General features: G+C 71.0%; 12 protein-coding genes. 4 read left to right on the top strand and 8 right to left on the bottom strand.

Annotated features, from left to right (window positions below; translation table 11 throughout):
- Nucleotides 1-1364: ALF repeat-containing protein (locus tag ACWEVN_RS19335; protein ID WP_452052133.1), on the bottom strand; the 1364-nt coding region annotated here is incomplete at its 3' end.
- Nucleotides 1365-1650: 286 nt separating this feature from the next.
- On the opposite strand from ACWEVN_RS19335, the gene ACWEVN_RS19330 reads away from it, so the two are divergent.
- Nucleotides 1651-2157, top strand: a complete 507-nt coding sequence (locus ACWEVN_RS19330; protein ID WP_449682339.1) for a hypothetical protein — start codon at nt 1651-1653, stop codon at nt 2155-2157.
- A gap of 43 nt (nt 2158-2200) precedes the next feature.
- Here ACWEVN_RS19330 and ACWEVN_RS19325 read toward each other — a convergent pair whose 3' ends face one another.
- Nucleotides 2201-2869 carry a YoaK family protein gene (locus ACWEVN_RS19325; RefSeq protein WP_452052132.1) on the bottom strand — a complete coding sequence of 223 codons (669 nt, stop codon included), beginning with the start codon at nt 2867-2869 and terminating at the stop codon, nt 2201-2203.
- Nucleotides 2870-3141: 272 nt separating this feature from the next.
- On the opposite strand from ACWEVN_RS19325, the gene ACWEVN_RS19320 reads away from it, so the two are divergent.
- Entirely contained in the window at nt 3142-3993 is an 852-nt protein-coding gene (locus ACWEVN_RS19320) for a helix-turn-helix domain-containing protein (protein WP_452052131.1), read from the top strand.
- 304 nt (nt 3994-4297) lie between these two features.
- Here ACWEVN_RS19320 and ACWEVN_RS19315 read toward each other — a convergent pair whose 3' ends face one another.
- The 6 genes from ACWEVN_RS19315 to ACWEVN_RS19290 all read right to left on the bottom strand — a co-directional run bounded on the left by ACWEVN_RS19315 (nt 4298) and on the right by ACWEVN_RS19290 (nt 9844).
- Nucleotides 4298-5416 carry an amidohydrolase family protein gene (locus tag ACWEVN_RS19315; protein WP_452052130.1) on the bottom strand — a complete coding sequence of 373 codons (1119 nt, stop codon included), beginning with the start codon at nt 5414-5416 and terminating at the stop codon, nt 4298-4300.
- A complete protein-coding gene (locus ACWEVN_RS19310) occupies nt 5413-5937 on the bottom strand; it encodes a GNAT family N-acetyltransferase (protein WP_449682335.1) in 525 nt (174 codons plus the stop codon). The genes ACWEVN_RS19315 and ACWEVN_RS19310 overlap by 4 nt, the downstream gene beginning before the upstream one ends.
- Before the next feature lie 80 nt (nt 5938-6017).
- The gene (locus ACWEVN_RS19305; protein ID WP_043783250.1) at nt 6018-6770 is read right to left on the bottom strand and encodes a succinate dehydrogenase/fumarate reductase iron-sulfur subunit; all 753 of its coding nucleotides are present in this window, start codon (nt 6768-6770) and stop codon (nt 6018-6020) included.
- Nucleotides 6767-8683 carry a fumarate reductase/succinate dehydrogenase flavoprotein subunit gene (locus tag ACWEVN_RS19300; protein WP_449682334.1) on the bottom strand — a complete coding sequence of 639 codons (1917 nt, stop codon included), beginning with the start codon at nt 8681-8683 and terminating at the stop codon, nt 6767-6769. Before ACWEVN_RS19300 ends, ACWEVN_RS19305 begins: the two co-directional genes overlap by 4 nt.
- Nucleotides 8684-8735: 52 nt before the next feature.
- A complete protein-coding gene (locus ACWEVN_RS19295) occupies nt 8736-9560 on the bottom strand; it encodes a hypothetical protein (RefSeq protein ID WP_449682333.1) in 825 nt (274 codons plus the stop codon).
- Nucleotides 9557-9844 (bottom strand): hypothetical protein, encoded by a 288-nt coding sequence (locus ACWEVN_RS19290; RefSeq protein ID WP_003054488.1) that lies wholly within the window; start codon nt 9842-9844, stop codon nt 9557-9559. Before ACWEVN_RS19290 ends, ACWEVN_RS19295 begins: the two co-directional genes overlap by 4 nt.
- 234 nt (nt 9845-10078) lie before the next feature.
- Between ACWEVN_RS19290 and edd the strand changes: the two genes are divergently transcribed.
- Nucleotides 10079-11968: a phosphogluconate dehydratase gene (gene edd / locus ACWEVN_RS19285; protein WP_452052129.1), complete on the top strand. Its 1890-nt coding sequence runs from the start codon at nt 10079-10081 to the stop codon at nt 11966-11968.
- Entirely contained in the window at nt 11965-12570 is a 606-nt protein-coding gene (gene eda, locus ACWEVN_RS19280; RefSeq protein WP_452052128.1) for a bifunctional 4-hydroxy-2-oxoglutarate aldolase/2-dehydro-3-deoxy-phosphogluconate aldolase, read from the top strand. Before edd ends, eda begins: the two co-directional genes overlap by 4 nt.
- Nucleotides 12571-12696 lie beyond the last annotated feature (126 nt).

Here is a 12696-nt window from a genome sequence, read left to right as displayed (position 1 = left end):
GGCCGCGACGGCGCTGGGGTTCCTGGCGCGGCGGCGGCCGCGCGGCTGGCTTCGTTGGCGTTGCGCTGCGCCCGGGCGGCGGCGTTCTTCGCCTCGGCGGCGCTGGCCCCGGCCTGCTGCGCGTAGCCACCGGCTTCGGACGAAGCCGCAGCGGCCGCGGCGGCGTCGTTGGCCGCGGCGGCGGCCGCCTGCACGGTCACGGCGACGGCGTGCACGGCGTCGATGGCGTGGGTCAGCGCGTCGGCGGCGCTCTGCGCACCGTTGGCGGCGTCCCGCGCGTCCTTCGCGGCCTGCGTCGCCCGGTCGGCCTGGCCCCGGTCGGTGGCCGCGGCGGCGGCCGCGTTGCGGGCGTTCGAAGCGGCCCGGCCGGCCATCGAGGCGGCCCAGGCGGCCTGGCTGGCCGCGGCGGCGGCTTCGCGCGCCGCGTTGGTCGCCGCGTTGGCCGCGTTGATCGCGGTCTGCGCGGCCCGCGCGGCCCGGTTGGCGGCGTCGGCCGCCCGCGCCGCGGCCTGGGCGGCCTGCTCGGCCGAGCCCTGCGCCTTGCGCGTTTCGTCGGCGGCGATCTGCGCGTCGACCTTCGCGGCCGCGGCGGCGGTCGCGGCCTGGTCGGCCGCGTCCTTCGCCGCCTGCGTCTGCTCGGTCGCGCGGGCTTGGGAGCTCTTCGCGAGGTCGGCGAGCTGCGCGACCGTCGCGGTCTCCTGGTCACGCTGCAACGCGACCTGGTAGCCGCTCTGGAGGAACCAGCGCACGTCGTCCGCGCTGGACGACAGCGCCCAGTTGCCGACCTTCTTGACCTCGGCCCCGGCGGCGTTGATCAGCCGCTGCACGGCGATCCGGTCGTCCATCACCTGGGCGCGCTGGTAGCCCTGGCCGAGGAAGGCCAGCTGGGCGTCGGACGTGCCGTTGAGGGCGGTGTTGGCCGCGCTCTTCACGGTCGGGCCGGTGGCGGCCGACTGGAGCCGCGAGACCTGCACGCGCAGGTCGGTCTGCCAGGGCTGGCGCCACCCGTTCGCGAGGAAGGCCCGCACGTCGGCGATGGTGCCGCCGAGGGCGGCGTTCGCCGCGTGCTGCGTCGCCGGGCCGCCGGTGGAGATCATCTGCTGCACGGCGACGCGGTCGGAGACCTCCTGCACCCGGCTCAGCCCGGTGGCCAGGAAGGTGTGCACGTCGTCGTCGGTGCCGCACAGCGCGGCCTCGGCCGCGCGGGAGATCACCGGGCTGCCGTCGCGCATCAGCGCCAGCACCCGCTGGCGTTCCGTCGGCTGCGGCGGGTCCGCCGCCGCGGCCGGTGTCGCCATGATGCCGGCGACGAGCGCGAACGCCGTCGTCGCCGTCAGAACGGCCCGTAGGTGTCGGATGCCCATGTACCCCGCTGCCCCCTCGTCAGATCGGCAGGGGGTTCGGCGGCAGCAAGCCGCCGGCTGCCGCGCCCACGCGGTCCCCCCTGTGTCAGCCGAGACGTACCTTAAGCGCAGGTTCGCCGTGAAGAAAAGACTCCGATCAAGTAATGATCACCGCCGTTGACCGGACCGTGGAACGGGGGATACGGTCCGTCTGTTCTCGCATGGGGGGCCATGTCGGGTCGAGGACGCAGCACCCTGTCCGGCGACGCGCGCCCAGCCCCGTCAACGACAAGGAGTGCAACCCGACATGCGTTTCCGCACCACCCTGCTCGCCGCGGCCGCCGTCGCCGGCGCCGCCGTGATCTCCGGCACAGCCGCGATCACCCACGCCGCGACCGCCGACGACACCCCGCCCGGCCTGGTCGAGGACTACAGCTACCCGGGCGCGGACAAGATCCTGCGCGACCGCGGCATCACCCTGGTCAGCGGCGACGGGCACATCGTCCTGGTCGGCTGCGCCGACCACACCGGCGTGATCGAGGTGTACTCGACGAACAACCCGGCCGACCACGGCACCGACCCGGGTCACTACTGCTTCCAGGTGACCGGGCCGAGCGGCTACCTCAAGCTGAGCATCCCGTACGCCTTCCAGGCCAAGGGCGACGACCAGGAAGCGCACAACGTCAAGGCGACGGTCACGATCAAGGGCGCCCCGACCACGGTGAACGTGGACACGCACGGCTGGACCGGATTCGGCGAGGGCGCGGGGCAGGACCCGGCGACGCTGGTCGAGCTCAGGGTCACCGGCGCCTGATCCGGCTCCGGGAAGGCCACCGCGGTGGCCTTCCCGGTCCCGGTCAGTCCTCTGTGGACCGCTTCGCCTGGTGCAGCGCGGCGAGCACGGCCAGGACCAGCACCAACGCCACGGCGAGCGCGGCCCACATGGCCACGTGCAGCTGCAGCAGCCCGCCGGCGAAGGCCCCGGCGAGCATCGCGCCGACGGCGGCCACCTTCCGCAGCGGGTGGGAGCCGGTCCCACCGGCCGCCTTGGAGTCGGCCGCGAAGCCGGTCAGCGTCATGGTCAGGACGGTCGTCGTCAGGTCGGGCGCCCCGATCCGGCGGACGGCGGCGTTCTGCAGGCCCATCGCCAGCCCGAGCACGACGATCAGCAGTTCGGCGCCGAGCCGCGTACCGCCGCCGAGGGTGGCGGAGAGCACGACGGCGACCGCGATCAAGGCGGCCTGCACCACGGTCGCCTGCCGCAGCGTGTCGTAGTCGTCCTCCCGCCGCGCGAGCCGGCCACCGGCGAGCGCGCCGGCCAGGAACGCGAGCACGGCGGTCAGCGAGGCGAGCACCGACAGCGTCGTCTCCCCCGCCGCCGCGAACCCGAGGAACACCACGTTCCCGGTCATGTTGGCGACGAAGACCCGGCCCAGCCCGAGGAAGCTGACGGCATCGACCACCCCGGTGACGACGGTCAGCGTCAGCAACAGGGCGGCCAGGCCCCGCGGTTTCGGTTCAGCCATGCGGGCAGTCAACCACCTCGCGCCCGGCCGCGCTGCCGTCGGCCGCCCCCGCACCGAAGCGGCTCCGCACCATTTCGCCGAATCGCCGGACGCATTGTTTACGCCGCCCTATATCGCTTAGGATGCGCGAAGCGCCTTCGCCGCGCGAAGCAGCTTCACACCGCTTCGGGAGCCGGATTGCGTTGTCACACAGGCGGAACAGCGACCTCCTTGCGGTGAATCCGCGCGCGGCGTGCGTCGTTTTGTCGGAGGTCCCCTCTACCGTCCGTGCCATGACCGAAAAGAGCACGGTGCGCACGCGCGAAATGGCCTACGAGCTCAAGGGCCAGCGCGAGCAGAAGCGGATGACCCTGCGCGAGGTGGCCCGCCGCGCGGACTGGTCGGCGTCGAAGGTGTCGGCCTGGGAGAACGGCCGCCGCATCTCGGCGGTCGACGCCGCGATCTACCTCGCCCACTGCGGCACCGGAGCCGCCGAACGCGCGCGGCTCCTCGAGCTGGCCAAGCCGTCCGGCGACCTCTACTGGGTGCGGCCGTACTTCGACAAGCTCGTCGACCCGACGAAATCCCTCCTCATCCAGGAGAACCTCGCGCGGTCGATGGTCTACTACAGCCCGGCCGCCATCCCCGGGATGTTGCAGACGGAGGAGTACGTCCACACCTGTTTCGAACTCACCGGCCGCTACACCGCGGACAGGCTCGACATGCTGACCCGCGCCCGCGTGGACCGGCAGCAGCTCCTGCAACGCCACAACCCGCCGAGCTGCACCTTCTTCATCCACGAGCGCGCGCTGCGCTCGGTGGTCGGAAGCCCGTCGCTCATGCACGAACAGCTGCAGAACCTCGTGCTGGCCACGAACCTGCCGCACTGCGTCATCCGGGTGGTCCCGGAGTCGGACCCCACGTTCCGCGCACTGAGCACGACGTTCACGGTCATGGAGTTCCCCGAACACCCACCGGTCGTCTACGAAGAGACGTACACCGCAGGCTTGTTCGTCGACGACCGCATCGCCGTGGAGGCGTTCTACCTGCTCACCACCCGCCTGGAACAAGTGGCCCTCCCCGAGGGACAGTCCCTGGAGTGGCTCGTCCGGTTCGCGGACGAGTACGAACGCCTGAGACAGTGACCGAGAACGTCACCGCAGCCCGGGCCACGAAGGCACCCGGCGCCGGGCACCGCACAGCCGAATGGCTTGCGTGGCAACGGTTCCACGCCGAGGAGACGGCTTCGAGCCCAGCCACGCGTCCCTCTTTCTCCGACCCCGGCGGAATACTGATGCGCCCGGCTCGCGCTCGAAGTCCACCGAGCTGATCCACTCGAGGTCGCCGCCGGCATCCTCTTCGCCGATCACCAGCCGGGAACCGAGCCCGGATACCTTCTTCGGCCACCCTGCACCGAAAACGCCCCCATCAGAGGTCCGGCTCAACCACTCACGGACGCGCCCCGATAACGCGCTTCCCATCGTGCCAAATCGCCCGGGTCCGCCCCGGCAGGTCGGTCACGTCGAGACCCGTGCCGTCCAGCAGCACCAAATCCGCGCGCAACCCCGGCTCGATGCGGCCGCGGTCGTCGTCGAGGCGGAGCAATCGCGCCGCCTCGGAGGTCGCCGCCTTCAGCGCCGCCGCTTCGCCGAACACCTCGGCCAGCAGTCGCAATTCGGTCGTCAAGTCGACATGGGGACGCGGAGCCAGGTCCGAGCCGGCGGCGATGCGGACCCCCGCCTCCGCCGCGAGCCGGAGCGAACGGCGGTGCGTCTCGGCGAATTCGCTGTCGCTGATCGGCGAGAGCGTCGGCACGTACCAAACGCCGGCCAGCGCCTCGACGGCGGCGTCGTCGAGGAAGGTGCCGTGCTCGATGCTGCGCGCCCCGGCGCGGGCGGCCGAGACGACGGCGGCGGACGTGTGCGCGTGGGCCAGGACGTCCCGGCCGCAGCGGCGGGCCTCGTCGACCAGCGCGGCGAGCTCGTCGTCGGTCGGCCGGACGTCGGTTCCCGAGCGCACCGCTCGCATCGCCCCGCTCGCACCGACCTTGATCCAGTCGGCACCCGCCCGCACCATCCGGCGGACCGCCGCGCGCGCCGAGTCCGCGCCGTCGAAGAGCGGGTCGGGCAGCGAGGGGTCGCCGTAGTGGTCGACGGCGCCGGCGGGCGGCTCCCAGCTGTCGCCGAGGCCGCCGGTCGGTCCGAGCTGACGCAGGCTGATCAGCAGGTCCGGCCCGGCGATCCACCCTTCGCGCAGGGCGTGCTTGAACCCGGCGTCGGCACCCCAGGCGTCCCGGACGGTGGTGATCCCGCGCGCCAGCAACCCGTGCAGTACTGGCACGGCTTCGAGGATCCGGGCGCTGCGCGGCAACGGCTCGGGCCGCGGAAAGGCGACGTGTACGTGGCAGTCGATGAGCCCCGGAATCAGCAGCCCGCCCGCGCAGTCGACCCGCTCGCCGTCGAGGCCCCGGCCGACTTCGGCGATCCGGTCGCCGTCCAGCCGCACGTCCGCGCGGGTCGTCTCCCCGGTTTCGGGGTCGAATACGCGCGCTCCGGCGAGCACCGTCACGCGAGCTCCTTGCGGTAGATGAGGAAATCGCACGGCGTGGCCAGCGACGGCGCGAGGTGCGGGTAGTCCTCGGCGAGGTCGGCGCGGTGCGTCACGCGGTAGCCGAGGCGGCCGTACCACTCGGCCAGGAACTGCTTCGACGGATGCGTCCAGCCGCGTGGCACGAGCAGTTCGAGCTGCATCTCCCGGCATCCGGCGTCGCGGCTGGTCTGCTCGGCGAACCGCACCAGCTCCCGCCCGACGCCGAGGCCCCGCCGTGCCGGATCGGCGGCGAGCATGCCGAATTCGCCGACGACGTCGTCGAGCCGCCGGATCCGCACGGACCCGGCGAGGTCACCGTCCGCGAAGGCCGCGGCGATTTCCCCGGCTGCCACGAAGCCGGTGATCTCGTCGCGGGACGTCCGGTCGGTGCTTCCCAGCCAGAGCCCCTTCTCGGACTCGGCGTAGACCTGGTTGACCAGCCCGGTGATCCGCTCGATCACCGCGGGATCGGCGGACGGCGGCAGCAGCTCGATCTCCATCCCCCCACCTTGCCACGGCGAAAAAAGACGCTCGCGAACCGGCCCGAGGCGCGGTTCGCGAGCGTCGAGGGGGAAAAGCCCTACTTGTCCCGCCGGAAGAGCTTGTTGCCCAGCCACACGATCGGGTCGTACTTCCGGTCCGCCACGCGCTCCTTCATCGGGATCAGCGCATTGTCCGTGATGTGGATGCCCTCCGGGCACACCTCCGAACAGCACTTCGTGATGTTGCAGTACCCGAGACCGTGCTCGTCCTGCGCCGCGTCACGCCGGTCCGCGACGTCCAGCGGGTGCATCTCCAGCTCCGCGATGCGCATCAGGTACCGCGGCCCGGCGAAGGCTTCCTTGTTCTCCTCGTGGTCGCGCACCACGTGGCAGGTGTTCTGGCACAGGAAGCACTCGATGCACTTGCGGAACTCCTGCGACCGCTCGACGTCGACCTGCTGCATCCGGTACTCGCCCGGCTTCAGGTCCGCCGGCGGCGTGAACGACGGGATCTCGCGCGCCTTCGTGTAGTTGAACGACACGTCGGTGACGAGGTCGCGGATCACCGGGAACGTCCGCATCGGCGTCACCGTGATCACCTCGTCCTCGGTGAACGTCGACATCCGCGTCATGCACAGCAGGCGCGGGCGGCCGTTGATCTCCGCCGAGCACGAGCCGCACTTGCCCGCCTTGCAGTTCCAGCGGACGGCGAGGTCCGCGGCCTGGGTCGCCTGCAGCCGGTGGATGATGTCGAGGACGACCTCGCCCTCGTTCACCTCCACCGTGAAGTCCTGCAGCCCGCCGCCGTCGGCGTCGCCGCGCCAGACCCGGAAACTCGCCTTGTAGCTCATGCCTTGCTCCCGGGGTGCGTCTCGAGCTCCGCATCGGTGTAGTACTTCCCGAGTTCGCCGAACTCGAACAGCTCCAGCAGGTCCTGCCGCAGCGGCACCTGCTCCTTCACCTCGACGTCGACGTCCGGCACCACCGGGTTGTCCCCCGGGGACGCCGAGCACACGAGCAGCTTGTTGCGCCAGTCCGCTTCCATGCCGGGGTAGTCGTCGCGTGTGTGCCCGCCGCGGCTTTCGGTTCGCGTCAACGCCGCCTTCGCGACGCACTCGCTGACCATCAGCATGTTGCGCAGGTCGATCGCGAGGTGCCAGCCGGGGTTGAACTGCCGGTGCCCTTCGACGGTGACGCGCAGGATCCGTTGCCGCAGCTCGTCGAGCTTCGCCAGCGCCTGCGCCATCTCCTCCGCCTTGCGGATGATGCCGACCAGGTCGTTCATCGACTGCTGCAGCTCGGTGTGCAGCGTGTACGGGTTCTCCGCGGAAGCACCGGCCGGCGGGTCGAACGGCGCGAGCGCCATCTTCGCCGCGGCGTCCACATCGGACTCCAGCACGGCGGGCCTGCCGTCGAGACCGGACACGTACTCGGCCGCGCCCAGGCCTGCGCGCCGGCCGAACACCAGCAGGTCGGACAGCGAGTTGCCGCCGAGCCGGTTGGAGCCGTGCATGCCGCCCGAGCACTCGCCGGCCGCGAACAGGCCGGGCACGCTCGCCGCCGCCGTGTCCGGGTCGACCTCGATGCCGCCCATGACGTAGTGGCAGGTCGGGCCGACCTCCATCGGCTCCGCGGTGATGTCGACGTCCGCCAGCTCCTTGAACTGGTGGTACATCGACGGCAGCCGCTTGCGGATCTCCTCGGCCGGCAGCCGGCTGGCGATGTCGAGGAAGACGCCGCCGTGCGGGGAGCCGCGGCCCTCCTTGACCTCGGAGTTGATCGCGCGGGCCACCTCGTCGCGGGGCAGCAGGTCCGGCGTGCGCCGGTTGTTGTCCGCGTCGGCGTACCAGCGGTCGGCTTCGTCTTCGCTCTCCGCGTACTGCCCCTTGAACACGTCGGGCACGTACTCGAACATGAACCGCTTGCCGTCGGAGTTCTTGAGCACGCCGCCGTCACCGCGCACGCCCTCGGTGACGAGGATGCCCTTGACGCTCGGCGGCCAGACCATCCCGGTCGGGTGGAACTGGACGAACTCCATGTTGATCAGCTTCGCGCCCGCCCGCAGGGCCAGCGCGTGGCCGTCACCGGTGTACTCCCACGAATTCGACGTCACCTTGAACGACTTGCCGATGCCGCCGGTGGCGAGCACGACCGCGGGCGCCTCGAAAAGGATGAACCGCCCGCTCTCGCGCCAGTAGCCGAACGCGCCGGCGATGCGGCCCTCGGTGGTGAGCAGCTCGGTGACCGTGCACTCGGCGAAGACCTTGATCTTCGCTTCGTAGTCGCCGGTCTCGGCGAAGTCCTCCTGCTGCAGCGAGACGATCTTCTGCTGCATCGTGCGGATCAGCTCGAGCCCGGTGCGGTCACCGACGTGCGCCAGCCGCGGGTAGGTGTGCCCGCCGAAGTTGCGCTGGCTGATCCGGCCGTCGGCGGTGCGGTCGAACAGCGCGCCGTACGTCTCGAGCTCCCAGACGCGGTCCGGCGCCTCCTTGGCGTGCAGCTCGGCCATCCGCCAGTTGTTGAGGAACTTCCCGCCGCGCATGGTGTCGCGGAAGTGGACCTGCCAGTTGTCGTTCGAGTTCGCGTTGCCCATCGAGGCGGCGCACCCGCCCTCGGCCATCACCGTGTGCGCCTTGCCGAACAGGGACTTGCACACGACGGCGACGCGGAAGCCGCGTTCACGGGCTTCGATCACGGCGCGCAGACCGGCGCCACCGGCACCGATCACCACCACGTCGTAGCTGTGCCGTTCGACCTCGGTCATGAAGAGATTCCACCTCGGAACTGGGGACGTCTGTGGTTGGGAAGATGCGACGCTAGTTGACGAATCTCAGGTCCGAGATCGCGCCGCTGGCGACGAGCATGACGTAGAAGTCGGTCAGCACCAGCGTGCCGAGCGTCGTCCAGGCCAGCGTCATGTGGCGGGTGTTGAGCTTCGAGACCTTGGTCCAGATCCAGTAGCGCACCGGGTGCTTGGAGAAGTGCTTCAGCCGCCCGCCGGTCACGTGCCGGCACGAGTGGCAGGACAGCGTGTAGGCCCAGAGCAGGATCACGTTGGCCAGCAGGATGATGTTGCCGAGCCCGAAGCCGAAGCCCCCGGTCTTCCCGTGGAACGCCGTGATCGCGTCGTAGGTGTTGACCAGCGAGACGATCAGCGCGACGTAGAAGAAGTAGCGGTGGACGTTCTGGATGATCAGCGGCAGCCGTGTCTCGCCGGTGTACTTGGCGTGCGGTTCCGCGACGGCACAGGCGGGCGGGGAGAACCACACCGACCGGTAGTAGGCCTTGCGGTAGTAGTAGCAGGTCAGGCGGAACCCGAGCAGGAACGGCAGCACCACGAAGCCGAGCGGGATGAACCCGGGCAGGTCGCCGAACCAGTGGCCGAAGTGGCTCGAGCCTTCGACGCAGGAAGTGGACAGGCACGGCGAGTAGAACGGCGTCAGGTAGTGGTAGTCGGGCACCCAGTAGGCGGTGCGCACGAACGACCGGACCGTCGCGTAGATGATGAACGCCGACAGTCCGAGCACGGTCAGCAGCGGCTGGAGCCACCACCGGTCCGTGCGGAGGGTGCGCTCGGCGATCCGGGCCCGCTTGGGGGCCCGGACGCCGGTGCCGACGCCGTTGTCAGCGGGAGCGCTCACCGCTGGTCGCGCTTGTAGCCGCCGACGCCTTCGTCATCGGCGCCGTGCCACAGCGCCGGGTCGTAGGGGGTGTCGGGGACGGGGACGCGCTCCGCGGCCTTCGCCTGGGCGGGCACCGCGAGGGGCACGCCGTCGAGGTCCGCGGTGTCGATGTCGAGGCGCTCGACGTCGTTGGCGAGCCGGCGGACCGCCGACGCGTCGCCGTAGCGAGAGCGCAGTGCGCCGACGCACTGCCGGAGCTGGCCGATGGTTCGCCGCAGCTCGGCGATCTCGGAGGTGGACATCATGCCTCCCGTGTGGTGGGGCTGGCAGGGAACCGGCTACGGCTGTGCCACGCGTCGTGCAGTGTGACAACTAGCACACTAACGGTTCCGGAGGTGATCGGGGTCACGCGGGTCGATCTTCTGAATCGATTTTGATTCGACGTTTTCCCGAGGTAGTGTGGCCAGTGTCACGACCCTGAGGCGTCAGCGCTGCCGTCCCGCGGACCACCCCACACCAGTGATCCGGAGCCGGACATGAGCCCGACCCCCACCACATCGTTGCACCCCGTCATCGCCGAGGTCACCGCCCGCATCGCCGTGCGCAGCGCCGCGACGCGCTCCGCCTACCTCGACCGCACGGCCGCCGCGCACGAAGAAGGCCCGGTCCGCCGCGGCCTCGCGTGCAGCAACCTCGCCCACGGTTTCGCCGCGATGGACGGCGTCGACAAGGAAGCGCTGCGGGCCGCGCGCGCCCCCGGCGTCGCGATCGTGTCGTCCTACAACGACATGCTTTCGGCGCACCAGCCGATGCAGGACTACCCGGCATGGCTGAAGAAGGCCGTGCGCTCGGCCGGCGGGGTCGCCCAGTTCGCCGGCGGCGTGCCCGCGATGTGCGACGGGATCACGCAGGGCCGCGCCGGCATGGAGCTGTCGCTGTTCAGCCGCGAGGTCATCGCGATGTCGACGGCGATCGCGCTCTCCCACGACATGTTCGACGCCGCGCTGCTGCTGGGCGTCTGCGACAAGATCGTCCCCGGCCTGCTGATCGGCGCGCTGTCGTTCGGCCACCTGCCGGCGATCCTGATCCCCGCGGGGCCGATGAACTCCGGGCTGCCGAACAAGGAGAAGGCCCGCGTCCGGCAGCTCTACGCCGAGGGCCGCGCGACCCGCGAAGACCTCCTCGACGCCGAAGCGGCGTCGTACCACTCGGCCGGCACCTGCACCTTCTACGGCACGGCCAACTCGAACCAGATGGTCGTCGAGGTGATGGGCCTGCACCTGCCCGGGGCCAGCTTCGTCCAGCCGGGTTCTTCGTTGCGCCAGGCGCTGACCGAGGAAGCGGGGCGGCGGGTCGTCGCGTTGTCCCGTGGCGAGGAGTACACGCCGGTGGCGCGGATCCTCGACGAGAAGGCGTTCGTCAACGGCGTCATCGCGCTGCTCGCCACCGGCGGATCGACCAACCACACGATGCACCTGGTCGCGATCGCCGCGGCCGCGGGCATCCAGCTGACCTGGGACGACTTCTCCGACCTGTCGGCTGTCGTGCCGCTGCTGGCCCGGGTCTACCCGAACGGCAGCGCCGACATCAACCACTTCCACGCCGCCGGCGGCATCCAGTTCCTGGTCGGCACGCTGCTCGACGCCGGGTTGCTGCACGAAGACGTGCACACGGTGGCCGGGTTCGGGCTGCACCGCTACCGCGCCGAGCCGATCCTGTCCGACGGCGAGCTGGTCTGGCGGGACGTGCCCACCCGCAGCCTCGACGAAGACGTGCTGCGCCCGGTGTGGCGCCCCTTCGCCGCCGACGGCGGGCTGCGGATGGTCGAGGGCAACCTCGGGCGCGCGGTGGTCAAGGTGTCCGCGGTGGCGCCCGAGCACCGGGTGGTCCAGGCGCCGGCGCGGGTGTTCACCACGCAGGAGGACTTCAAGACCGCGTTCGACGCCGGCGAGCTGGACCGGGACGTCGTCGTCGTGCTCCGGCAGCAGGGCCCGCAGGCCAACGGCATGCCGGAGCTGCACGGCCTGACACCGGCGCTGGGGGTACTGATGGACCGCGGGTACGCCGTGGCGTTGCTCACCGACGGTCGCATGTCGGGCGCCTCGGGCAAGATCCCGGCGGCCATCCAGGTGACGCCGGAAGCGGCGGCGGGCGGCCTGATCGCCCGCGTCGCGGACGGCGACGTCATCCGGCTCGACGCGTCGGCGGGCTCGCTCGACGTGCTGGTCGGTGACGAAGAACTCGCCCGGCGTGAACTTGTGGACGCCCCGCCGTCCGAAGCATCCTGGACCGGCACCGGCCGAGAGTTGTTCGCCGCGTTGCGCCGTGCCGTCGGCCCCGCTGACCAGGGCGCTTCGGTGTTCGGCGGCATGACGCCGGAACACTTCGGAACGCCCGCTTTCGCTACCCAGGAGGTTGGTCAGTGACCACCGGTCAGGACCTGCTCGAGCTGTCCCCCGTGATGCCCGTCGTGGTGATCGACGACGCCGACGACGCGGTGCCCACGGCCCGGGCCCTGCTCGCCGGCGGGATCGGGGTCATCGAACTGACCCTGCGCACCCCGGCGGCGTTGTCCGCGATCGAGCGCGTCGCCGCGGAGGTGCCGGACATCGTCATCGGCGCCGGCACGGTGACCTCGCCGGACCAGGCGAAGCAGGCCGCCGACGCGGGTGCGAAGTTCCTCGTGACCCCGGGCTGCACGGACGCCGTCGTCGACGCGTGCTTCGAGTCCGGGCTGCCGTTCCTGCCGGGCGCGAGCACGGTGTCCGAGGCGATGCGGCTGGCCGAGCGCGGGCTTTCGGCGTTGAAGTTCTTCCCGGCGGAGGCCTCCGGCGGCGTCGCGTACCTGAAGTCGATCGTGGGTCCGCTGCCGTCGCTGAAGTTCTGCCCCACCGGCGGGATCACGGTGGCCTCGGCGCCGTCCTACCTGGCGCTGCCGAACGTCGGCTGCATCGGCGGATCGTGGCTGACGGCCTCGCTCGATCCCGCCACGATCGAGAAGCTGGCCGCGGAGGCGGCCGCGCTGTAGCGGAAATCACTCCGCGTCATCGCCGTCCCCGAACGGCGGAATGCGCGTCCGCATTCCGGGAGCACCGTTCCAGTGCGCTGGAACGGTGCTCCGAGCGGGTGTGGCGCCGGTCATGCATCCCGCTGA

This window comes from Amycolatopsis sp. NPDC003861 (assembly GCF_053605405.1).
This window is presented reverse-complemented; position numbering and strand designations above follow the sequence as displayed.